Raw genomic sequence first — 23,586 nt, 5'->3', positions numbered from 1 at the left:
ATTTATATAAAGAAATTTTGAAAGGGGGCTTGAAGTTGGAAAGAAATTTGTTTTTACGACAACTTGCAGAGAATGGATATAACGTAATATATGGAGCTAAAAAGCATTTTTCAACCTATGATACAGTTGTAAAAATGCCAGGGAGAATAGCCTTCATTACACTTGCCATTGGTATTTGGCAAATATATAAACCAAGTTTCCCGTATAATTCAGAAATTTCCTTACTTTTAATAATCGCAAGCATCATTGCTTTAACCATTAGTCAATACAACAGTGAAAAAGATAGATATAGAGAAGTTGGAAATAGGTTAATACAGATTCATAATGAACTTCGAGAAATATATTATCAGGCTAAAAGTTCAGAACAAGAGAACTTTAGCAATGAATCGAACGAAGCAATACGAATGAATGAGTTATTGAATGAGTTCTATCAAATAAGCATCTCAAAACAGATATTTCTGAGTGACTGGGTTGCTCATTATAAGCTTTTTTTTCAAAGTCAGTATGAATGGATAGATGAGCAAAAAAAATTCACTTGGAAGGACAAAATTCCCATTTCCTTCAGAATAGCAGTAATTGGTTTCATTGCGTTTATCATACTATTAATCATTGTTTTATAGGGGGATTCTATGTTAGGAGAAAAGTTTGAGGAATTTGTCGATGGATTACAAATAGCATCAATAGAGGAAGAAACGAAGAGGGTAAAGGAAATTACCAAAAGGCTAAATAAATCATTTCGAGACTTAGATAATGAGGAAATAGAAAACAGTCATATAGTAGGTTCATTAGGAAGGGATACAGCAATAAAAACATTCAGCGATGTTGACATGCTTTATGTACTACCAAAGGAACTAAAAAATCAATACGATGAATACGAGGGAAATGGTCAATCGAAACTATTGCAGAAGGTTAAACAGGAAATTAAGAAACGATACCCAAAAACAATAGTTAGAGGCGATGGACAAGTTGTTGTCGTAAGTTTTGAGAGTATAAACAAAACAGTTGAAGTATGTCCATGCTTTGAGAGAACGGATGGGGCATATGATTATCCCGATTCAAATAATGGGGGTTCTTGGAAGAAAACTGACCCCATGCCAGAAATTGATGAGAGTATAAAAGTTATAGACGAGACGAACTCGAATTATAAATATGTTTGTAATATAGTTAGAGCTTGGAAGAATAATAAGGGGTTTAAATTTGGTGGGTTATTAATAGATACATTAGTTTATAATTTCTTCAATGAAAATGAAAACTATAAAGATTCGACTTTTGATGATTACCTTTCTTTGTTAAAGGATCTTTTCTATTACTTGAAAACTCGAAATAAGGATCAAAAGTATTGGTACGCTTTGGGTAGTAATCAAAAGGTTTATAATAAAGGTGGAGCGTTCGTTAATCAAGCTAAAAAGGCATATGAAAAAATCAAAGATAAGACAGAAGATAGCGAAGACTTATATGAAAAATTACAGGACATTTTTGGAAAGGCGTTTCCTATACCTGAAGAAATACAAGAGAGTAATGTGATTGAAAAGAGTGCATTATTTGGTAGGAGTGTTCGACAAACAGAAGAATTTATTGAACATAAGTTTGATGTTGACATTCGTTATCATCTAAAAATTGACTGTATAGTAAAACAAGATGGATTTAGAAATAAGTTTCTAAGAAACATCTTACGTGATAAGTTACCGTTAAAGGCGAATAAGAGCTTAGAATTTTTCATAACAGAAAATGAATTCGAAACATTGTCTAAAGATGATGAGGATAATCTTTATTATGAAGTGTATTGGAAAGTTCTTAATCGTGGAGAGGAAGCAATCAGAAGAGACTGTATAAGAGGACAAATTGTGAGAGACAAGGGTACACACAAGAAATTTGAGTCTACTAACTTTAAAGGCGAACATTACGTAGAATGCTATATTGTATATAAAAATGTTTGCGTTGCTAAAGACAGGATTAGTGTTCCTATATCTACAATTAATTGATAGTTGAGGAACGTACAATTAATTGTGTTTGTACATTCCTTTAAAAAAATAAAATAAAAGATAACGATAGAAAAGTAACTTTTATGGAAAATAGGGGGTAGCTAATGACTTTAATAGAACGTTGGAGTAAGGAATATCTCGAAATGGATGCAAGCTATGAAAATCATATTAATAAATTTGTAAATTTTATTAAGAAAATAAATAAAGCCGATAAGCCAACAAAAATCAATATTAATGATGTAGAAGATTGTATAGGTCATTACAATGAATTGGGACAAATTAATACGGTAAGTTCCATGGAAAATCATTTGGAAAGTATTAAATCATTTTATAAATTTCTTGTTAGTAAAGCGTGGTCAACCGATATATTTGTTGAATTGTATGATTATCAGGGCTATAAGAAATATTTAACAGATAAGTTTAACTTAGAGGAAACAAAAGAAAGGGAATTTTTTGATCAGGATGTTATAAAAAAAATTATTAGTTGTTTAGATGATTATTTTGATTCAAGAGTTTTAGCGGACTTATCAGGTCAAAAAAGAAAACGGTATATGAGCTATGTTTTATTGAGGCTATTTATTAAACTTACCTTAATTGTACCTGCTAAAAGGGCTATTATATGTAATATAAAAAAGGCGGATTTTTCAACAGACTATAGAACAATTACTATAAACGATGTGCAGATAAATATACCAAATGGTTTAAGAAAAGAGATCATTATAAATATTAAGTTGGTGGAAAAGCTAAAGGATAAAAAAATGGATAATTCTGACCGATTATTTTATTTCTTGAATGAAAGCTCATTCCGACCAGAAGATTTGAATTCATGGTTTTGTAATTTATTAAGGGAATTTAATATTATTGATATCTCAGAAGATAAATCTACTTATCCTGTTGAAACCATTAGAAACTCTGTAATTGTGGAATTAATTTTAAAAGGATTCGATTTGGCTCTTATCTCTAAAGTGAGTGGAGTTTCTATTTCAACCTTAGAAAATAGATATTACAAGGTTAAATCTTATGAAGCTGAGGAATTAAATAAATTAATAAATGAAGGAATAGCAGGGATTCCATATTATAGCTATATATAAAAAATAGAGGCTAACAATATTTTAGTTAAAATGAAAACAGCCTTGGGATAGACCTTCCCAAAGCTGTTTTTTGCCTCTTAAATAACTACGGTGAGCCTTACCATAAATGATGGAAAATTTTAATTTGAACTTATCCATATTACCTTAAGAATAGGAGAAACACACAATTACTCAGGAGACAAGCAATTAGGCTTGTCTTTTTTTACACCTCTCAAATGCAAATAGAAAATCCCCAACAATTTGCTACATTAAGAATACATTAAAACAGTCTACAATTTTCTGAATCGGTTAAGCATTTAAAGGAAGATGGGAATTTAAGTTTTCATTTTTATATAACAAAAAGGGAAAATAATCTAAATATCCATTCTGATACCCTCTAAGAGTTTTATACATTAGCAAATCTAATACATTTTGACCAAAATTTTTAAAAAATCAGGAAACCTCTTGAATCAGTTTTGTTTTACAATTATTATAAAATTAGTTAATTTGAGTTAAAGAGAGTTGGTGTTAGGGTCCCCGGACCCAAATAAAAACTGCTTTTGTCATATGGATTCTTCGTTTATTTGCTCTCATTTAGGTATCTTGTTTGATTTGTTTCTTTGGCAGGATGTTTTCAGGACTATAGTGTTTGGCATCCGCAGTAGTTGTTTGGCGTTTCACCTGTTTTGTCTCTATATTATCCAGGACACTGTCCCAAATCATCCGGAAGCTTCTGCTGTTATTCTTTTCTAGGCCAAATCATATGCCTTCAACACCGACTTGTGAATTATAGGCTTTTTGAGACAGGATATGGGACGCTAATCATCAGTAAAATTGATTTGATCTTTGTAGCGTTGGCTATTTTTCTTCAGGTGTGCGTTCTTCCAGTTCTTGTAATGCCGCGTTGGCTTTTGCAAGCCGATTTCTACGATATTGAATTTTGCGGCGGATCGTCTTCGGGAAAAGAGAGAGCAGTCCTTCATCTTTGACATCCGCTTCTTTGACTTCTTCCACCATCTGCTTGACCTCTTTTTCGAAACGCTGAGATTACCATTTTATCTGCTTACATAACGATTTATCTGTTTTGCGTGAACAATTTTGGAACACATCCAGATTGCTTTTCCGAAAATCGCTGATAGTGCGAAAACCACGACGCTCCCCTTTTACAACCAGTGAACAGATTTAAGGATAGCCGTCTGAATTTTCCGGAAGCTGAAACACCCGTGATATATATAACCATAAATTAAACAGCATAGGCGGATTGTACGAGTTCCTCCACATTCGGAGTATTTCTGAATGATAGAGCCACACGGTCCACGTTCTCACTGGCTAACCGGATCAAATGATCTTCAGGAGTCAGCATAATACATCCAGTTCAGGTAGATAAGATTTGAATTTGGTGACTTGCTTTTGTTCTTCTTCTTTCATTTTCTGACTAATCCAAACTGGAAAAAGCAGGTCTTTTAACAGATTAGGAGGTTTCTGACATGCACCATTCGGTCACTAACCGAATGCAGTAAAGGACACTGTGGTGCTTGCCAGCCATTAGGGTATTGAGGAGGTGATCAAAATGCTAGGTGACAGTATTTCGTCGAAGTGGACAAGTCGTGACCAAATGACCTCGGATCGAGGGTTGGTCATGGAGGAAAAAATTGATGTCTGGTGACAAAGAGGAGTCATGATCATGGCACCGCCAACGAGGGAAAAAACTCTTCCCGCATCGACACGGTATGTGGGCGGTGACAAACTAACTTATAGAGTAAATTTATTAGTCGAATGAAAGAGGAGGAATGAAATAATGAAAAATCATTTGTATGAGAAAAAAAAGAGGAAACCTTTGACTCGGACAATTAAAGCGACGCTCGCCGTGTTGACAATGTCCATCGCTTTGGTGGGAGGCGCTACGGTGCCTTCATTTGCATGGGTGAATCCGGGTTATCACTACCAGTACCCATCGGAAGGTGGTACATGGAGGTATGGATTCGTAAACGCCGGGCTCCGTTCAGAGTACAACCACCCGACAAAGGTCCACGGCTCGACAGTGCAAAAGCTCATCGATGGAAAAGTGGATAAAACGAATAGAAGTATTGATACGGCTGCGGGCCGCTACTCTAATGCCTATGTCGGAGCCATAAACTCACCTGGTCTTAAGGGTCGTTACTACTATCGCACCAACTAATCAAAGGGAAAACGGTTGCTGTCAACGGGGCTAGCATGGCAAGACCCAGAAAAGTTCTGGGAGATCCCGCTTTGCATAAGCGTATTATAGTGGATGACGCGGGCTTTGTTGTTTACACTTCTTGCACCTGCTGACGGCAATCATCCCTATCTATGAAATCGAGATTTCAGCAGGCCGTTATTTTCGAGAGAGTTAAATCTATATTCATTGTTTTTATTTTGGTAAGGACATACCGGATTTTAGGTTTGGATTACCGGTCGAGTTAGCTTGTCTTTTCGCCCACTACCGTGTCGATGCGGGAGCAATTTACCAGAAGCACTTACCGATTGATAGTTTTTTATTCCGGTGATTGCAAAGTTTCATAAACTCTGAGAATTCAATAGGGGTAATACCCCGCTTTGAGGGGCGCGGCATTTTATGCGCCCCGAGTATTTATTCTTAAAATTTTTAAATTAATGTATCTATATAAAAAGGAGATGCTTTCGGTGTACTGCCAAAGCATCTCCACAAAAGATAGTGCATATCTGCAGGAAAAAACATAAAATGCAACTAACATTTTTTGGAAAGCAATAGGTTTATTTAATTTTGTAGTTTTATCTTGGTAGCCTTAGCAGTAAGTTATTTTATGCGGTGCAATCCTCTACTTTTCCAGGTTTAGTGTTGATGCCGGCCGTTATTCAGCAAATTTGACAAGAAACAAATTCTTTGTGCCCCGGCAGTCAATAGGTTACTTATGGTACAACAAGTGAAATTTGCTAGTTGTAAAAGGAATTAATGTTTGTGACGAAGAAGAGATAGTATGTCACGACACTGTCTACAAGAGAGAAAAAAACGTTCCCCTATTAATGTGGTAGGTGGGTGATGATTAATCGGCTTGAAGAGTAAAAATAGTTAAGTAAATGAGGAGGAATGGAATAAATGAGTGCCGCTTTTTATAGCGTAGAATTTGATGGGAGGTACAGATGTTGATTGAAGCACAGGGCATTTCAGTAGCAATTGGTGGGCGGACCGTGCTTGATGGTGAGACCGTTCAGTGCCCGCCAGGGGTCATGACAGCCCTCGTTGGTCCAAGCGGATGTGGAAAGACTACACTTTTGCACTGCCTCGGGCTATTGCTCCCGGTTAATCAGGGACGCATCTTGATAGACGGACACGATGTCACAAGCTACGGTACTGCGGCGCGGCGGCGGTTTTGGCGTGATCATGCGGCGTTCATTCTTCAGGATTACGGCATTATGGATGAGGAGTCGGTGGCATTCAATGTCACCATGCAGGCGAGCATCCTTGGGCGGCGTGTCACGGGAAACCAAGAGCGGTTGGCGCAGGTGCTCGAGCAGACGGGTCTCCAGGGTCGAGAAGGCGAGTTGGCTAGCCACCTTAGTGGGGGCGAGAAGCAGCGACTCGCACTGGCTCGTGCCATCTACAAGGACGCTGCATTCTTGTTTGTCGATGAGCCGACCGCCTCGCTTGACTCAACCAATCGGCGAAAGGTTATCGATCTGTTTGCGGACTTCGCTGCGCGTGGCCGCACGGTTATTGTGTCTACGCACGACTCTGAGATGATCAACGCGTGTGGTGCTCGGCATAAGGTCGGTTCCAGCAGTTCGTCAAAACCATTGTCGACCAACGATCCCGGCAACTTAGGAGGTAACTCATGAAATCAACCACGAAGATCATTATCGGTGTCGTCATAGGATTATTGCTTGCAGTTGGAACAATTGCATTCCTAAACGGATGGATCACAGTGTCAAGAGACACTCATCCGCCGTGCGATCAGCTGCCGAACGTAACAGAGGCCAATGCAGCGCTTTCCAGACATCAAGACCTCGTCGAGGAGATTAAAGCTTTGGGTGATGACATTACGGTCGAAGTAGGAAAGCCGTGTCCTGATGACGAGAACCGAGGGCTGGTCATGGTTAGCTATGGTTCAAGATCCGAGCATGACGCAATCTCCGACCTGCTCAGCCGCCGTGACGGGTTTGGGGTCCCAGTGCACCTGGTGAAGCGCTAACTCAACTTCTACACAATTCACTCGGTGTAATCGTTTCCTGCTGTTTACGGCAAGACTGGCTCCCCGTTTTTGTCAAGCAGTATGAACCTGATGCAGACCAACTACGCCAAGCAAGAGGCGCTGGCTAGGCTTTACATATGAGCCCTTGGAGGATTGATTGGAGGCAGAGACAAACGAGTTGAGGAGCAGAAATATTGACAAAAATAGTTGAATAAATGAGGAGGAATGAAATGAAGGGGGAACATTATCTGTTAATCCAGGCAATTACGCCAGTCCCCGGCGATACCGGTTGTGTTCGCCGGGGCTTAGCATGGCAATTTTCAAATAGTTCTTGGAGGTCCAGCTTGTGTATAAACGTATTATAGTGGCTGTCGCGGGCGCGTTGTTTGCTCTGCTTGCGCTACTGGCGGCGATTATCACCGACCTATATGATCGAGACTTTCCTCAGGCGATTGGTGCCGAGAGCAGGTTAAACCTTGATTTCAGCGAATCGGGGCTTTCTATTACTGAAGCGTTTGCGAAGCTGGAGAAGCTCGATGCACGCTGGAATCTTGGGCTGGTCAAGGTTGCGCCAGACCTTGCAAGCGACGGCGATGGCCAGGTCTACGTAGCACTTAACGATAGAGATCTGCCCGACGAATTTACTTGGTTTGGCGGCGATGGTGCAGGCAAGATTGTCGGTAAGGACCGGCTTGAAACCTCCTACCCCGATGGGTTCTATCTCGTGACCGGTGAAAAGGCTCACTTGAGCGAGTTTGAGGACACGCTGAAAAGTGAAGGCGTGAAGGTCGGTCGCGGGGATGCGTCCATTTTTAAAAGCCTTGAATTCGTTGTGCGAGAAAGAGGATTTGCTGCCGCTGTTCTTGCAGCATTTGCGCTGATTGCGGCGCTTGCGTTGTTCTGGTTGTCGTTAAGAGCGCGTGGGCGTGCTCTTCGGGTTCTGGGCGGGTGCCCGACCTCGCGGATTCAGGTTCAGGACCTGGCCGGGTTCGGGGGGGCGCTGCTGGTTTCGGCGGTGGCTGTAGCACTGGTTGCGTCTTGCTACGTAGGTTTGTTTCATGGCTGGATATATGTCGGTACCTTCCTCAATGCGCTGTTCAGTCTGCAGGTCGCTGTTATTACCGTATCCCTGTTGGCTACGCTGATCATGTCAGCTTCCGCATGGCCTAGCGCTACCATGATCGCCACCAGACAACCTGCTGTTAAAAGCTTGCGTTCAGCTGCCATCGTGATCCAGGCGTTAACGTTCCTCCTGGTGGTAGCTGCGGCTGGACCTGCTTGGTCCGCATACAAACATTCCTCAGCTATAGCTGCTGAAATGGCTCAGTGGAAGAAACTCGCAGATCAAGTTGCGATTGTGTTTGCGACAGACGTTGACGAGATGAACCACATGGAGCCGCTGATTGGTAAACTGGTAAAGGATGCGGAATCGCTTGATAAGGTAGCTTTTTCCTACACATATACTCAAGAAATGCCAATGCCAGCCGATTTTGGAGAGTACTCGGCCATCTCTTACGTGAACCAGCGTTGGCTTGATATGGTGACCATGGATGCACCACAGCCTGCTGTTACAAAGGTGCCTTATCATAGCATTCCAAAAGGGCTTGTCAAAATGATTCGAGAAGAGGCCGAGCTTTTGTCGAGGAAAGAGCTTTCCGATGAGCAGTTCGGTAAGTTCAAGTTCTTGCGGCCGATCGACGGATTCCGGTTGCCGGTAGCCCAAGGAGGAGGAGGGGAAAGACTTCACTTTGCGGACGATGTCCTAGTTGTTGTCGTGCCCTCGCTCTACGATACTTATAACGATTCTGCTTTGACTTCCATGGTCTCAGGTAGCAACATCGTATTCACTGGTGTAACTGCTACGCAGGAATTGTTAGGGAAACACGGCCTTGACGTGAAGGCACTGCGTGATCGAGATATCAACGGTGAACTGAAAGTTGTCTATGTTGCCGAAGAGGGGATTCTCCGCGCGCAGTTCGCAGCGTACGTTGTATGGTTGTTGAATCTTGCGCTGATTGCATTAGTTATTGCTTTCACTGTCGCTGCTGCGATTAGTGCATTGATAACCGCGCTGCTGCAGGCGAAGCGTGACTTTCCGCTGCGGGTGGCAGGCCAGTCATGGGTACGGATTCTCCGGAGCCGTGTAGCCAAAGAAATGCTTGTTGGGGTCGGCCTTGTGGGCGTTGTTGTTTTGCTCCAAAGGCCTGATGAGATAGGGGCTGTACTAGTGGCCGCGGTGTATGGGTTGCTTGTTGTGCCGCTGAGTCATCTGTTTGCTGTACGTTGGTGTTTTGATAGAGCCAGCAAACGGCGAATTTGACCGGAGGTAAGATGTCGGATGAAGCCCAGGGCGTTTCAGTACAATTGGCGGTCGGTCCGTGCTTGACGTCACGGACCGTTCGTCTTTCGCCCGGGATCATGACGGCACCCTGGTTGGTCCGAGCGAAATAATTTTCGATTAGTTATACGGTGATTATTACAGATAGGAAAGAGAAATTTCTGAATAGTATTTTTAATCAAAAGCTTATAAATGAAGAAGCTGAATATTGTCAATCGTTTCAAGAAGGACTAATAAAAATAGTTGAAGAAAATGGTTGTATTGATTTCGAAAAGGAGAGGAGAAGACAGAGCTTAATCATATTAAGAGTATGTATAAGATAAGCCGTTGATATGTCAACACAGGTACGAGATTTTAGTAAGGTAGTTTCTAAATGGATTGAATGGGATACCGAGTATGCATATGAGTATTGGACTCCAATCAAACAAGGTATATCACTGAGTGATACAGAGAAAAGAGCGACATTGAACAACCAAAAGAATATTCTGGTGAATTAATCGACTAAGGAAATACCTCTTAAAACAGGAGTGTGAATGTTAAAAGGAGTTAGTTGATAAGCTATAAGGCCAATGTCAAAGCTCCTAAAATACCATTGTACCATGATGGCTGCTTATCTCAAGACCCCACTCAAATCCATCCTTTCCCCTCCGCAATCCTTGCCGCTTCCATCCGGTTTTTCGCATCCAGCTTCTGCATAATCTCAGAAATATAATTCCGGACGGTCCCTGACGACAAGAAAAGCTCCTCAGAAATTTCTTTTGTCGTCTTTCCGATATATGCCAGTCGCAAGATGTCCTGTTCGCGTTCGGTGAGCGGGTTTGTTTCGCGGACAGCGTTGAAGGTAAGTTCCGGACTAAAGGTTCTTTTGCCTTCCGTGCATTTTCGGATGGCGTCTGCGAGATCGTCGATTTCCCCGTCCTTGAGCAGGTAGCCGTGGACATTGCTTTTGACGGCGCGTTCGAAGTAGCCGGGACGCGCAAACGTCGTTAGGATGATGATTTTCGTTTTTGCGCCTTGCTTTGCGAGCTCTTCGGCCACTTCCAGTCCGCTTTTGACCGGCATTTCGATATCCATGAGGCAGACGTCCGGTTCTAGCTTCAGAATGGCGGTGAGCGCTTCTTCGCCGTTTGTCGCCTGGCCGATCACTTCCATGTCTTCTTCAAGATCAAGCAAGGATCCCAGCGCGCTTAACAGCATTCTTTGGTCTTCGGCAATAAATAAACGAATCATTGGATTGCTTCCTTTCCTTCAGCTTTCTTTACATTTGGAACGGCGATGCTTAAAACTGTGCCGTCATGGGTTGAAACGTCGAGAGCGCCGTCGATTAATGCAAGTCTTTCCTTCATTCCGCGCAAGCCGTTACCAAATGGTGTTTTTTGCTGATCCATCCCCATTCCGTCGTCTTTGATGGTAATGCTTATTTTATCATCTGTTTGAGAGATGGAAATGGTGCAATGGGTGGCGCGGCTGTGTTTGACGATATTTGTGGCGGCTTCGCGTATACACATGCTGACAATGTTTTGTGTGACAGGAGGGATATTTGAAAAATCGGAACCTCCCATGTATTCGAATGTGATGTCTGCAGCCCGCAGGATTTGCTGGATGTGGATGAGCTCTTCTGCAATAGTTGCCGTTTTCATATCAGACACGAGTTCCCGGACTTGTTTTAAGGCTGCTCTTGATGTGGTTTCCATTTCTCTTGCTTCTTTTCGCGCCCGTTCGGGGGCGCTGGCGATGATGCGCTGGACAAGCTGGCTTTTTAATGTGAGCAGTGAAAGAGTATGGCCAAGTGTATCGTGCAGATCGCGGGCAATTCGTACACGCTCCTCGCGCTTGACCAGTTCCTTAATATGCTGATTTGCTTCATCAAGCTTTTGTTCCAGTTCCATGCGGCGGTTCATGGAGCGGATGCCGTATGGTGAAATGAGCATAATCACAAGAAAGGGCAGAAAATAAAAGAGCCGATTAAGCAGGGATGGATCTTTCAGCAGATGATAGATAAAAGGGGCGACCAATACAACAACCAGGCTGGCAAGGCCGCACCGGAACGTCTTTTTTTCCCGGTAATAGCCGATAAAGTTCGCTGAAAAAAAGCCTAAAAATACTAAGTTGATATCATAAAATACAGTGTAGATTAAAATGATTGAAAGCTGGATGGCCAGCCAATAAGTAAATAATTTTTTTTGCGGCGGAATAAAAAAAAAGCTGGCGGTACGTCACCAAGAAAAGCAGCACGAGTCCAAAACCGATCAGCTGTTTGATTCCCGAGGTCTGATTTGTCAAATAAGAAATGGGCAGCAGTAAATAGATTAAAAAGATATAAGGAAAAAAGCCGTACCGTTTCGGAAACATGCTGAAGTTTTTTTTCATTCTTGTTCACACCGCTTCTTGTTTTCTTCTTATATATTTAGATAGTAGCATAATAACGATTGAATAGGCTAATAGGAAGAGAATATTTTTCCAGTTTGGCATTTGACCTCGAGCGATTTCCCAGGCGCCGCTGCCATAATGATAGGACGGCAGCCAATGGCCGATATTCTGCATCATTTTTGGCATAATTTCAAGCGGCATCCACATCCCTCCGCATACGGCGAGCCCCATATACAGCACATTGCTGATTCCGGCTGCTGTATCCACTTTTTTCATCATCCCGATCAATGTCCCGATCGCCAGAAACGGGAGCGAGCCAAGCAGGGCCCACAATCCGCACAGGAACCATTCCAATGGGGATAAAGAAACGCCGTTGATCAAGGCGCCGGCTAAGAAGATTACTGTGATCGAAAGAATATGAATGACGCTTTGCCCCGACATTTGAGCGATAAAATAAATGTGGTCGGGAAGAGGCGTTACGCGTATGAACGTCGACCAGCCTTGGGTGCGTTCTTGAACCATGCGGATGCCGAGTGATCGAAGAGCCCATGACGCTGAATGTTGTCATCGACATTAAATAATGCGCATTCCATGCCGCAGGGTCTGGAGCATTCGTATTGACGACATTTGTAAAAATATAATAAAAAGCAATCGGCATGGCCAATGACCAAAAGACAAAATAGCGGTTTCGAAGCATTCTTTTGATTTCCATTCTGCACTGCATCTGAAATACATTCATTTTACTCGTCTCCTTTGCTTGTCAGCTGGCGAAATGCCTCTTCGAGATTTCCGCGCTCAATTTGAATATCATAAGCGCCGATCTTTTCTGAGAAAATGAGTTCCAGTATTTTGTCCGTATTGGCCGTGTCGATGTAAACCCGGTTGTTTTTACGAAAAATCTGTTCGGTTTCTGGGTGCTGATACAGCTTCTCGAGTGACTGTTCCGGATCAACTATAAATGAAACCGAATGCTTCGATATTCTTGATTTTATTTGGAGCGGCGTTCCATCAGCTACTATCTTGCCGTCTTTAAACAGCAAGATTCGTTGCGCGGCATCATCTGCTTCCTGTAAGTAGTGTGTAGAAAAAATGATCGTTTTTCCTTGCTCTGCGAGCGATTGAACCGTTTGCCAAAAGCGGTTTCTTGAAGTGATATCCATGCCGACCGTGGGTTCGTCAAAGATCATCAGTTCTGGATCGCCGGCAAGTGCCAAGGCAAAGCCTAGACGCCGCTTTTGCCCGCCGGACAACTTTTCTGCCTGTGTTTTTAAATCCTTGTCTGTCAAACCTGTCAACGTTCTAAGCTTTTGAAAGGATAGAGGCTTTGGATAGTAGCTCCGGATGAGTTCGATGATTTCACCTGCACGCAAACCAGGCATGACGCTGACTTCCTGGAGCATCGTGCCGATTTTTTCACGCACCCGTTTTTCATGCGGCATGGAATCGAATAATGTGATGTTGCCAGCCGTCGGTTTTAACAGCCCCAATATCATTGAAATCGTTGTTGTTTTCCCGGCTCCGTTTGGCCCTAGAATGGCTACAATTTCTCCTTTTTTAATTGAAAAATCTATCTGATCAACCGCCGTTTTTTGGCGGAATGTCTTTGTCACATTCGTCAAGCTTACAACATTGCTCATGGCTACAGGCCACCTCCTGATTTACTCATTTCATTGTATAAGTTGAGGGAGGCGGATTTTAGTAAGTGATGTCATGAAAATCGGATGACAAATGTCATTTTTTCAAAAATAACAGGGAGCCAGCGAACGGTGCAGAAAGAATCAAAGGGTGTTAAAGCATATGAAGTGGAGGGGTTACGGTAAGATAACAAAGCAGGATGCCATAATAACCAACGCATCATGGAGATAGAGAGAGCGGTCTTCAATTGTGAAAGAAGCTCTCTCTACTTAAAAGGAGATTCTTAACCATTATGATGAACCGGATACTTCCTCCCATTCTTCACAATCTTCTCTTCCACAATCTCTTTCACGTCCAATCCAAGATCGTTGCACAGCATGAAAGAGTAGATCAAAATATCTGCGATTTCTTCACGGATGTTTCTTTATTTGCTTTGAGTGCTTCTTCACTGCTGATCCATTGGAAGTCTTCGAGCAGCTCTGCTGCTTCGATGGAAATTGAGATGGCGAGGTCTTTTGGGTATGGTATTGCCTCCAGTTTCGTTCATCTCTGAATTCGTTGATTGCGTTGATCAGGCTTTGGATATCGTTCATGACCATTTTCCCCTTTCTAACTCGAGTAGTCTCTTTTTTAATTTAGGATCTGTCGCATAAATATAGAGGCCTTGTATGCCCCGCTTCATCAGGACATTTATTGAATTTAGGATGATTTGTTCTTTAATTTGTTCATTCTGTTCTGGAGACAAATCTGTACGTAACACGAATGCCCCTGTATCTTTGTATTTGGAAGTATCAATTACCAGTTCGTCTTTTTCTTCATCATAGCTTACGGAAGGGCCGAGAACGACGCCGACGTAATTTAAATCAAACCCTTGAACGGTATAAATGGAGCCGACTTCTTTAATAGAATTCGGATTTTCCGCCCATGTCACTTTATCTTGGGTGCTGTTCCAGGGCATGTTAATCCCTTCTTCATCAACGATGTAAGTCTTTTTATCTTTTTTATGTAAATAATCAAAGGTCGAGACAATCCGGGAGAGACCGTCTTCACTGTTTTTGCGTTCAATAGCTGTTTTAAACGCAGCAGCATCTTCAAATATTTTAAGCTCGAAGGAGGAGTCTTCAGTCGGAAAGGGAAGAACTTTCTTTTCAACAAAGCTGTCAATCCACTTGATTGTTTCTGGATTGGCGTTCATTCTCATTTGGTCTGTCAGTTTTACGGTTTTCGCATCATACTGATTAATGATTTCCTCGAGCAATCTTTCGTTCCAATAACTTTTAATCTTTAAGACTTGTTTTGGGTCAAAGATCACCACAGTGATTTTACTTCGCTTAATGATTTCATACAGCTGGTTTTGGTAGCGGAAATGGTTATAGGAATCTTCCTTTGTCAGAAGCAGGTGAGCTTCATCTACTAATACGATATCCGCTGTTGCTCCCGTCTTGGTCTTCTCATTAATAAATGGTGTCGGCTTCATGAAACTCTTTTTCTTTAAATTCGGTAAGCTGTTGGCGATGCTCTTATAAGTCTTCAGCATTTCGCTGTGATTTACCAGCAAGTAATTATCTGTTTCTTTCAAAAAAGAGTCTTCACTCTTAGCCAAATCTTGAATCGTATTAAACAGAGAGCTTAACAGGACACTTTTACCTGTGCCGGCATCTCCTTCAATAACAATGACATGATTTCCTTCTTTTTGTATACGTTCTTTACAGAAATCAAGGATCTTATTTTTAATATCAAGCTGCTGAGGCGAGAGCTCTTTATAAGGAGATAACTTATAAATGTCTTTATTCCTAAGGTTTTAAAGAGAATCGTTCACAATTTTCTCTTTTCTCAGCTTCTCCCAAATGACTTGAAAGATATTTTCATTATAAAAGGGTTTCTGATAGTAATTGTGCATTTCCCTAGACCTGGTCTGGCTTACGTTTTGCAGCTGGTAGCGGTTATCGGCGATAAAATAGTTAATTAAATTTATTCAATATTGTATGTCGCAGACTGATGAAATTTCTCATGGCCGATTAAAATAAAGCGATTCAAACTCTTTCGCTTTTCATCATCTATATGATTTTTCAAACGCCGTGCAGCTTGAACCGTTTGTCCAATATATGCAGTCGGTTTCTTTTTCTCGTTATAAAGGATATAAACAATCGGATAGTTATTTATATGCATTGCTTTTACAACATTCACATGGTCTTGAGTAAATTCTCTCTTTTCAAACACAAGTTCATTCATTGTTTCAGCCTCTGAATCTCTTTTTTAAAATAATAGTACCATATTTATGATAAATTAATCTAAATTTTAACAAACAGGAAGCTTTCTGAGGGCATATTGCATAGAAAGGAGGGGGACATCAATCTTATATTGACGCAATATTCCTTCAAGGATATAATATGGAAATCATTTAAGGGGGGATGGCATGGTGTTTAAAAAACCAAAAGTTTTCATAGCAGCGGTTATCTTAGCTCTCAGCAGCTTTGCGGGGACGGCTGCATATGCGCAATCAGGCTACTTTAATACGTATACCGATTATGTTTCCATGTCTAAGTCGGGGTATTTCACGGCGATGCAGGGGATGTGCGTCGACCGCAATAACAATGTGATCTACGCTGCAAAATTGAATAACACGAATCACACGACGCAGTTATTCTCTGTGAAAATGAGCGGTACGGCAAGCAATAGAACCGTTGCACTTCTTAAAAATTCGGATACCAATACTACGAGCTATGATTTAGGGCACGCCAATGACTTGGCTGTCAAAGCATCTGCGGGCGATAAAAGCGTCAGCGTTTATGTGGCGCCGATGTCTGACGGCACTAAGTATGCCAATAAAATCGTGAAGCTCAGCGTCGATACAACGAAAAATACTTATAAAGTGGCTAAAACATATGTGCTGAATTATCAAGGTTCGAATTTGTCGATTGGCGGTATCACATACTCGGTTGGGACGGATAAATTTATCGTAAGATCGGGAAAAAGGTTCTTTATTGGGACATTCAATGATACAACCGGAAAATTCGACTATGAAGCAACGTTTAAATTAAACTATTCGAAAGCTGTTGTGAATCATCAGACAATGGATGTTTCGCATTTCATTCAGCAAGGAATTTCCTTTTACCAGGGGACATTGTATGTGCCGCTTACAAAACCGGACAGCAATGGCAATGCTTCAAATGTGAGCATTATATTGACGTACCCTTTAAATATCAATGAAATGATTAAAGAGCAAAAAACAAACCCGATTCAGGACTTTTCGAAGGAATTGTTTACTCGCAGCGATTTATCTTTCAGAATTACCAGCAGTGCATACACGCTTTTTGAAATAGAGGCTGTCGATTTTGATGACGGGACGCTTTACTTTAATACGAATCGCGGAAAAAGCGGGACGCAAAACGATATGATCGCGACATTTAATGATTATAATTATTATAAGTAAATGACGTGTTGTTAGGTGCAAGGGGGCGGTCTCTTGCGCCGTTTTTGTTACGCGAAGGGAGGTCAATATGTATTTTTCGGCAAAGAAAAAAATAAGAGGCTGGAAAAGACTGAAACGAAGAATAGAATGGTGGAAATCAGACAATATTCAATTGAATATGGAATATTTAAGAGATCATCATAGAGATTACGTTAAATTATGGATATCCCCTTTTTACGGGCTTCAAACAGTGACTCCTCCATTATGGTATAAACGCTTGCTTTTGGAGGCGATGATCGATGTCTATCATGAATGGCATAAGCAATTGAAAGCTGAAAATGAAGATTTCTACTTGAAAATTTGGTTGTATGAGCCTGATTTTATCCGTTCACAAATTGTGGCTGCTTATAAAGAAGCGATTGATTTTTACAGTGGTTCTTTCGACAAGCAAGAAGAAAAAGAAGCGTTCTCTTTGAAAATATACGAACCTTTAGAACATGAGCTGAATGCATTTGAATGGGAACCTCATATTCATACCGTGTATTACCGGCTATCTGATCTGGAGGAGGACCTCGAACTAGGATTGAGAAGCAGCGGCGATGTGCTGCGCATAAAAGAAATGTCCTATTCAAAAGATAATGACGGAAAAGATGAGTGGTATAAAGTGAGCGCAGGAACTGTATGGGTTGGTTCATTAAAAGAGGTGCCGCAGAAATAAGGCCGGTTGTATTGACGCCGGCCTTTCGCTTATCAAAACTGAGGCTGTTCATCAATTGAAAGAATGCTCGAATGTAATGCTTGGGCGATTAAGTCTCCAATTCAAAGTACTTCGCTTCTTCCACGTTCAACTGCATGAAGGAAAAACCTGATAAGCTGAGATGGCTGATATAAGTTGATATGACATCGTGGACTAATGTCTTCTTATACGTATACTTCTCAGTAATATAGATCTAAAGTTCATGTCACTTCGTTAAAAGAAAAAGTATCCCGCCTAACATACAAATGATGATAAAGAAAGCAGTTGAGTTCATAAAAGACTGTTCTTTTCTCATTTCAAGTAACCTCTATTCATGATGACTAATATTAAAACTACTATATTTATAGTACCAAATTAAAGAAGATGAGAAAATGAATTCTATTATAAGGGGTTATGACTACAAAGAGGGCGCCTCCGTGCCGAGGTGCGCTGCTTGAGGGATGCTTCCATTGCCAAAATCGAATGAGCCGTGGTTGCGGGAATACAGAAAAACGCTATGCTGAAAACTTCAGCATAGCGTTTTTTATAGATTAATTCCGAATCAGGTAGTCAAACGCGCCTAAAGCAGCGTTTGCTCCGGATCCCATGGAAATGATGATTTGGTTGTACGGGCTGTCTGTGCAGTCGCCGGCAGCGAACAATCCAGGGATGGTTGTTTCGCCGCGTTTGTCGACTGCGATTTCGCCGATGCGGTTGCGTTCGACGGTTTCAGGCAGCCATTCCGTGTTCGGCACAAGACCGATTTGGACGAAGACGCCTTGGAGCTCGACGTGTTTTTCTTCTCCTGTTTCACGGTCTACGTAAGTAATGCCGTTTACGTTTTCATCGCCCGTGATTTCTTTTGTTTGGGCGTTTTTCACGACAGTCACGTTGGGGAGGCTGTAGAGACGTTTTTGCAGAACTTTGTCTGCTTTCAGCTCCGGCGCAAACTCAAGAACAGTCACATGGTTGACGATGCCTGCAAGGTCAATCGCCGCTTCGATGCCGGAGTTGCCGCCGCCGATGACGGCGACGTCTTTGCCTTCAAACAATGGTCCGTCACAGTGAGGGCAGTATGCGACACCTTTGTTTTTGAACTCTTGTTCGCCGGGTACGCCGATATTGCGCCAGCGTGCGCCAGTTGAAAGAATGACGGTTTTGCTCTTCAGAACAGCGCCGTTTTCGAGTTCTAGATGGAAAAGGTCTTTTTTCTCGAGGCCTTTTGCTCGTTGCAGGTTCATGACGTCGATATCATAATCCTTCACGTGTTCTTCAAGGCTTGCCGCAAGCTTAGGCCCTTCGGTGCGCTTCACGCTGATGAAGTTCTCGATGCTCATCGTGTCAAGGACTTGGCCGCCGAAGCGTTCGGCAACGATTCCCGTACGGATGCCTTTGCGCGCCGCATAGATTGCTGCGCTGGCGCCGGCAGGCCCGCCTCCGACAACGAGTACATCGAACGGTTCTTTATCAGAAAGCTCAGACGCATCTGTGCCGCTGCCCATCTTCGCAAGAATTTCTTCAAGCGTCATTCGGCCGCTTCCAAAGGATTCGCCGTTCAAGTATACGGTCGGCACAGCCATAATGTTTTTGCTTTCGACTTCTGACTTGTATGCCGCACCGTCGATCATTGTGTGAGAGATGTTCGGGTTGAGCACGCTCATCATGTTCAATGCCTGCACAACATCCGGGCAGTTGTGGCATGTGAGGCTGATATAAGATTCGAAGCGGTACTCGCCGCTGATGTTCTTGATTTGATCGATGATTTTTTGATCGACTTTCGGCGGTCTGCCGCTTACTTGCAAGAGTGCCAGCACCAAAGATGTGAATTCGTGACCGAGCGGAACCCCGGCGAATGTCACGCCTGTATCTTCTTCGGCACGATTGACGCTGAAGCTTGGCGTTCTGTCGAGCTGCGCCTTTTCAACAGTGATTTTTGATGACATGGAAGCCAGCTCTTCTACAAGAGCCAGCATATCCTTAGAGACACTGTCATCGCCTGCACTGACTTTAAGGACGATGTCATTTTCAATCATCTGCATGTATTGGTTTAATTGTGCTTTGATATTTGCTTCAAGTACCAATTGAATGCACTCCTTAGATTTTGCCTACTAGGTCAAGGCTTGGTGTCAGTGTTTCAGAACCTTCTTCCCATTTAGCCGGGCAAACTTCGCCTGGGTTTTGGCGTACGTATTGAGCCGCTTTTACTTTGTTGATCAGGATGCTCGCATCACGGCCGATACCGCCTGCGTTGATTTCAACAGCTTGGATGACGCCGTCCGGATCGATGATGAATGTTCCGCGGTCAGCAAGACCTTCTTCTTCGTTCAGCACTTCAAAATTGCGGGAGATCGTTTGAGATGGGTCGCCGATCATCGCGTAAGTGATTTTGCCGATTTTCTCAGAGCTGTCATGCCATCCTTTATGTACGAAGTGAGTATCTGTAGAAACAGAGTATACTTCGACACCTAGTTCTTTTAGAGCTTCGTAGTGGTTTTGAAGGTCTTCAAGCTCAGTCGGGCAAACAAATGAGAAATCCGCTGGATAGAAGCAGAAAATGCTCCATTGGCCTTTCAGATCTTCGTGTGTAACATCGATAAACTCACCGTTTTTGTAAGCTTTTGCTGCGAATGGTTGTACTTCTTTTCCGATTAGAGACATAATATCGTCCTCCTGAATGTAGTTTAAGAGAAATAAAATTGTAAACTTTATTTCTCTATAATTATTATAATTATATACAAATTATCAAATAATAAATATTTTTTGTCAAGGGGAAAGACCTTTATTTTTTTGTTAAGTATTTCAGCTAAAGAAAAGAGTTGGAGTTTCATTTTCATATAGTATGATTGGCACAAATGATAGAGAAGTGAGAATAAAGAGGCCTAATTGAAAATAAAGAAAAGCCGTCGGAATGACGGCTTCAGCGTGTCGACAAATCCTCGCATTCGTTGTCAGGCCTGCGCGTCGGTGCTCACGAATTCCAACATTCGCTGCGCTCCGATGCTCGGCCTTCCTAGACTGCAAGGGTTTTCAATCACGCTGAAAGGATGACAAAATCCCAAAACTAAAAGTCGTTTTGGGATTTTGTCAACAAACTAAAGCCGTCGGAATGACGGCTTTTTTGGCTAAACTCCTTTATACGCGGAACGGTAAATCTCAGCCAGCTCTGAAACGAGCGGCAGCTTAGGATTGGCTGTCGTGCACTGATCTTCAAAGGCGCGCTCGGCCATGAGATCTACTTTGCTTTCGAATGCGGCGGCATCCACGCCGTTTTGTTTAATGCTCATCGGAATTTTAAGCTCTTTGGCAAGCGAGATGATCTCCTGGATGAGGCTTTCAACACCTTCTGCAGTTGTTTTTGCAGGCAGGCCGAGCGTTCTGGCAATCTCCGCGTAGCGCTGGTCGGCTATGAAGTGGCTGTATTTAGGAAATGCCGTGAACTTTTTCGGCTTCGCTGCATTATAGCGGATCACGTGCGGCAGAAGGATGGCGTTTGCCCGTCCATGAGCGATCTGAAACTCGGCGCCAAGCTTATGGGCTAAGCTGTGGTTGATGCCGAGGAAGGCATTGGAAAATGCCATTCCGGCAATCGTTGATGCATTATGCACTTTTTCGCGGGCCAGCTCGTCGCTGCCGTTTTTGTATGCTCTTGGCAGATATTCGAAGATCAGCTGGATGGCCTTCATGGCCAAGCCGTCAGTATAGTCGTTGGCCATGCACGATACGTATGATTCAATTGCGTGTGTCAATACGTCCATTCCTGTGTCGGCCGTGATATGTTTCGGCACGGTCATGACAAATTGCGGGTCAATGATCGCGACATCCGGTGTTAATTCATAATCGGCCAGCGGGTACTTTGTATTCGTTTCTTTGTCTGTAATGACAGAGAATGAAGTGACTTCAGAACCTGTGCCTGATGTCGTCGGGATTGCGACGAATTTTGCTTTTCCTCCCAGTTTCGGGTATTTGACGATGCGCTTGCGGATGTCCAGAAATTTTTGCTTTAAGCCAAAGAATTCAGCATCAGGGTGCTCGTAGAACATCCACATTCCTTTTGCGGCATCCATTGCCGAACCTCCGCCGAGGGCGATGATGACATCCGGCTGGAATTTGGCCATCATGTCGACGCCGTTCATCACCGTTTCGATTGAAGGATCAGGCTCGACATCAGAAAAAATTTCGCAATGAACGTAATCCGGGCGCCTTCTTAAGTAGTGAAGGGCGCGGTCTACATATCCGAGTTTCACCATTCCCGGATCAGTCACAATAAACGCTTTTGAGATGTCAGGCATTTTCGCTAAATATTGGGTTGCGTGTTTTTCAAAATAGATTTTTGGAGGCACTTTAAACCACTGCATATTGACATTCCTTTTCGCCACTTTTTTCGTGTTGATTAAATGAACGGCCCCTACGTTTGACGAGACGGAGTTCCCGCCATATGTGCCGCAGCCGAGCGTTAAAGAAGGCATATAGGCGTTGTAAATGTCGCCGATCGCTCCTTGTGACGACGGTGCATTGACAATGATCCGGCCGGCCTTCATCCTTAAGCCGAATTCTTTAACGGCTTCTTGATCGTTCGTATGAATCACCGCCGAGTGGCCGGTTCCCCCGAACGCCAGCATCTCTTCGGCGCGTTTTAATCCTTCTTCAAGCCCGCTGACTTTGTAGCACGCTAAAACAGGGCTCAGTTTTTCTCTGGACAGCGGGTCATCCGGACCTACACCTTCTAATTCGGCGATGAGGATTTTTGTATCTTGCGGCACTTTGATACCGGCCATTTCAGCAATTTTGAATGCCGGCATGCCGACGATATCAGCGTTTACCGCGCAAGTATTTTCATTGATGACCAATTTTTCGACCTTTGATTTTTCGGTTTTATTTAAGAAATAGCAGTTGTTTCTTGTCATTTCGGCTTTGACGTCTGAGTAGATGCCTTTGTCTATGATGACGGCCTGCTCTGATGCGCAAATCATGCCGTTGTCAAATGTTTTGGATAAGATCAGATCATTGACGGCTTGCTTCAGGTTGGCAGACTTCTCGATGTAGCACGGAACGTTTCCAGGTCCGACGCCAAGGGCCGGTTTTCCGGAGCTGTAAGCGGATTTCACCATGCCTGCGCCTCCTGTTGCGAGGATCAGGGAAACGTTCGGGTGGGTCATTAGGGCTTGCGTTGCATCCAGAGAAGGCGTCTCGATCCATTGGATGCAGTTGTCGGGTGCTCCTGCTTTGACGGCTGCGTCCCGAAGGATTCTCGCCGCTTCGCGGCTGCATTTTTGGGCGGATGGATGGAAAGCAAACACGATTGGATTTCTTGTTTTAATTGATATCAGGGACTTGAACATGGTGGTGGAAGTAGGGTTGGTCACCGGCGTCACGCCGGCGATGACACCGACAGGCTCCGCGATTTCAATGACTCCGTCGTGTTCGTTTTCATTGATGATGCCCACTGTTTTATCGTATTTGATATGATGGTAGACATACTCTGTGGCAAACATGTTTTTAATGATTTTATCTTCATAAACGCCGCGCTTCGTTTCTTCGACGGCAAGTTTGGCGAGAGGCATGTGCTGATCAAGGCCGGCAAGCGCCATCTGTTTGACGATCTCATCAATCTGCTCCTGATCAAAGCTGCGGAATTCTTCCAATGCCTTTAGGCCTTTTTCGACTAGCTGATCAATCATGTTTGAGGCATTTTGCTTTTGTTTCATGTTCTTTTCTTCGATTGCCATTGTAAACCCTCCAGTGAATGAATAGGAATTTGATTACAACAGGATGTCCAGGGATGAATGAAGTCGGTAAAGTTTGTGAAACATTTCACAAGTTAGGTTAAAAATTTTTATCCCTGAAGCGGATATC

General features: G+C 42.9%; 15 protein-coding genes and 4 pseudogenes. 9 read left to right on the top strand and 10 right to left on the bottom strand.

Annotated elements, in window-relative coordinates; genetic code table 11:
• Positions 1 to 35: 35 nt before the first annotated feature.
• The 3 genes from TRNA_RS42695 (at position 36) to TRNA_RS42685 (ending at position 3,073) form a co-directional block, all read left to right on the top strand.
• The gene (locus tag TRNA_RS42695; protein ID WP_011198476.1) at positions 36 to 620 is read left to right on the top strand and encodes an SLATT domain-containing protein; all 585 of its coding nucleotides are present in this window, start codon (positions 36 to 38) and stop codon (positions 618 to 620) included.
• 9 nt (positions 621 to 629) lie between these two features.
• Positions 630 to 1,982, top strand: coding sequence for a nucleotide-binding domain-containing protein (locus TRNA_RS42690; protein ID WP_011198475.1), 1,353 nt, complete (start codon positions 630 to 632; stop codon positions 1,980 to 1,982).
• 104 nt (positions 1,983 to 2,086) lie between these two features.
• Positions 2,087 to 3,073 (top strand): integrase, encoded by a 987-nt coding sequence (locus TRNA_RS42685; RefSeq protein ID WP_011198474.1) that lies wholly within the window; start codon positions 2,087 to 2,089, stop codon positions 3,071 to 3,073.
• 837 nt (positions 3,074 to 3,910) lie between these two features.
• On the opposite strand, the gene TRNA_RS44000 is transcribed toward TRNA_RS42685, so the two are convergent.
• The gene (locus tag TRNA_RS44000) at positions 3,911 to 4,069 is read right to left on the bottom strand and encodes a hypothetical protein (protein ID WP_009330014.1); all 159 of its coding nucleotides are present in this window, start codon (positions 4,067 to 4,069) and stop codon (positions 3,911 to 3,913) included.
• 781 nt (positions 4,070 to 4,850) lie between these two features.
• On the opposite strand from TRNA_RS44000, the gene TRNA_RS42680 reads away from it, so the two are divergent.
• The 4 genes from TRNA_RS42680 (at position 4,851) to TRNA_RS42665 (ending at position 9,562) form a co-directional block, all read left to right on the top strand.
• Positions 4,851 to 5,231, top strand: coding sequence for a lactococcin 972 family bacteriocin (locus TRNA_RS42680; protein ID WP_003177941.1), 381 nt, complete (start codon positions 4,851 to 4,853; stop codon positions 5,229 to 5,231).
• A gap of 962 nt (positions 5,232 to 6,193) precedes the next feature.
• Positions 6,194 to 6,889, top strand: a complete 696-nt coding sequence (locus tag TRNA_RS42675; protein WP_003177927.1) for an ABC transporter ATP-binding protein — start codon at positions 6,194 to 6,196, stop codon at positions 6,887 to 6,889.
• Complete coding sequence (locus tag TRNA_RS42670; protein WP_009330012.1) at positions 6,886 to 7,242, top strand: hypothetical protein; 357 nt, start codon at positions 6,886 to 6,888, stop codon at positions 7,240 to 7,242. The genes TRNA_RS42675 and TRNA_RS42670 overlap by 4 nt, the downstream gene beginning before the upstream one ends.
• Before the next feature lie 346 nt (positions 7,243 to 7,588).
• On the top strand, positions 7,589 to 9,562 hold the full coding sequence (locus tag TRNA_RS42665) for a hypothetical protein (protein ID WP_011198471.1): 1,974 nt from the start codon (positions 7,589 to 7,591) through the stop codon (positions 9,560 to 9,562).
• A 645-nt stretch (positions 9,563 to 10,207) separates the two neighbouring features.
• Here TRNA_RS42665 and TRNA_RS42660 read toward each other — a convergent pair.
• The 6 genes and pseudogenes from TRNA_RS42660 to TRNA_RS42635 form a co-directional block, all read right to left on the bottom strand.
• Entirely contained in the window at positions 10,208 to 10,810 is a 603-nt protein-coding gene (locus TRNA_RS42660) for a response regulator transcription factor (protein WP_011198470.1), read from the bottom strand.
• Positions 10,807 to 11,950 (bottom strand): annotated as a pseudogene (locus TRNA_RS42655) (histidine kinase). Before TRNA_RS42655 ends, TRNA_RS42660 begins: the two are co-directional and overlap by 4 nt.
• A 6-nt stretch (positions 11,951 to 11,956) precedes the next feature.
• A pseudogene (locus tag TRNA_RS42650) lies at positions 11,957 to 12,689 on the bottom strand (ABC transporter permease).
• 1 nt (position 12,690) lies between these two features.
• Positions 12,691 to 13,587 (bottom strand): ABC transporter ATP-binding protein, encoded by an 897-nt coding sequence (locus TRNA_RS42645; RefSeq protein WP_009330007.1) that lies wholly within the window; start codon positions 13,585 to 13,587, stop codon positions 12,691 to 12,693.
• Positions 13,588 to 13,868: 281 nt separating this feature from the next.
• Positions 13,869 to 14,178, bottom strand: a pseudogene (locus TRNA_RS43515) (nucleotide pyrophosphohydrolase).
• Positions 14,175 to 15,817, bottom strand: a pseudogene (locus TRNA_RS42635) (DUF2075 domain-containing protein). Before TRNA_RS42635 ends, TRNA_RS43515 begins: the two co-directional pseudogenes overlap by 4 nt.
• Positions 15,818 to 16,001: 184 nt before the next feature.
• Here TRNA_RS42635 and TRNA_RS42630 point away from each other — a divergent pair.
• Positions 16,002 to 17,018, top strand: coding sequence for a hypothetical protein (locus TRNA_RS42630; protein WP_009330005.1), 1,017 nt, complete (start codon positions 16,002 to 16,004; stop codon positions 17,016 to 17,018).
• 67 nt (positions 17,019 to 17,085) lie between these two features.
• Positions 17,086 to 17,715: a hypothetical protein gene (locus TRNA_RS42625; protein WP_011198468.1), complete on the top strand. Its 630-nt coding sequence runs from the start codon at positions 17,086 to 17,088 to the stop codon at positions 17,713 to 17,715.
• Between the two features lie 569 nt (positions 17,716 to 18,284).
• Here TRNA_RS42625 and ahpF read toward each other — a convergent pair.
• The 3 genes from ahpF to adhE form a co-directional block, all read right to left on the bottom strand.
• Positions 18,285 to 19,814 carry an alkyl hydroperoxide reductase subunit F gene (ahpF, locus tag TRNA_RS42620; protein ID WP_011198467.1) on the bottom strand — a complete coding sequence of 510 codons (1,530 nt, stop codon included), beginning with the start codon at positions 19,812 to 19,814 and terminating at the stop codon, positions 18,285 to 18,287.
• Positions 19,815 to 19,827: 13 nt separating this feature from the next.
• The gene (ahpC, locus tag TRNA_RS42615; RefSeq protein ID WP_003177913.1) at positions 19,828 to 20,391 is read right to left on the bottom strand and encodes an alkyl hydroperoxide reductase subunit C; all 564 of its coding nucleotides are present in this window, start codon (positions 20,389 to 20,391) and stop codon (positions 19,828 to 19,830) included.
• 464 nt (positions 20,392 to 20,855) lie between these two features.
• The gene (gene adhE, locus TRNA_RS42610) at positions 20,856 to 23,459 is read right to left on the bottom strand and encodes a bifunctional acetaldehyde-CoA/alcohol dehydrogenase (protein ID WP_011198466.1); all 2,604 of its coding nucleotides are present in this window, start codon (positions 23,457 to 23,459) and stop codon (positions 20,856 to 20,858) included.
• Positions 23,460 to 23,586 lie beyond the last annotated feature (127 nt).

This window comes from Bacillus licheniformis DSM 13 = ATCC 14580 (genome assembly GCF_000011645.1).
Lineage (GTDB): Bacteria > Bacillota > Bacilli > Bacillales > Bacillaceae > Bacillus > Bacillus licheniformis.
This window is presented reverse-complemented; position numbering and strand designations above follow the sequence as displayed.

What these genes read in the sequence shown, in the direction of transcription:
- TRNA_RS42660 (WP_011198470.1), bottom strand. Translation starts at nt 10,810, where the DNA reads ATGATTCGTTTATTTATTGCCGAAGACCAAAGAATGCTGTTAAGCGCG.
- ahpC (WP_003177913.1), bottom strand. Translation starts at nt 20,391, where the DNA reads ATGTCTCTAATCGGAAAAGAAGTACAACCATTCGCAGCAAAAGCTTAC.
- TRNA_RS42645 (WP_009330007.1), bottom strand. Translation starts at nt 13,587, where the DNA reads ATGAGCAATGTTGTAAGCTTGACGAATGTGACAAAGACATTCCGCCAA.
- TRNA_RS42675 (WP_003177927.1), top strand. Translation starts at nt 6,194, where the DNA reads ATGTTGATTGAAGCACAGGGCATTTCAGTAGCAATTGGTGGGCGGACC.
- TRNA_RS42680 (WP_003177941.1), top strand. Translation starts at nt 4,851, where the DNA reads ATGAAAAATCATTTGTATGAGAAAAAAAAGAGGAAACCTTTGACTCGG.
- TRNA_RS42690 (WP_011198475.1), top strand. Translation starts at nt 630, where the DNA reads ATGTTAGGAGAAAAGTTTGAGGAATTTGTCGATGGATTACAAATAGCA.
- TRNA_RS42685 (WP_011198474.1), top strand. Translation starts at nt 2,087, where the DNA reads ATGACTTTAATAGAACGTTGGAGTAAGGAATATCTCGAAATGGATGCA.
- adhE (WP_011198466.1), bottom strand. Translation starts at nt 23,459, where the DNA reads ATGGCAATCGAAGAAAAGAACATGAAACAAAAGCAAAATGCCTCAAAC.
- TRNA_RS44000 (WP_009330014.1), bottom strand. Translation starts at nt 4,069, where the DNA reads ATGGTGGAAGAAGTCAAAGAAGCGGATGTCAAAGATGAAGGACTGCTC.
- TRNA_RS42625 (WP_011198468.1), top strand. Translation starts at nt 17,086, where the DNA reads ATGTATTTTTCGGCAAAGAAAAAAATAAGAGGCTGGAAAAGACTGAAA.
- TRNA_RS42630 (WP_009330005.1), top strand. Translation starts at nt 16,002, where the DNA reads ATGGTGTTTAAAAAACCAAAAGTTTTCATAGCAGCGGTTATCTTAGCT.
- TRNA_RS42670 (WP_009330012.1), top strand. Translation starts at nt 6,886, where the DNA reads ATGAAATCAACCACGAAGATCATTATCGGTGTCGTCATAGGATTATTG.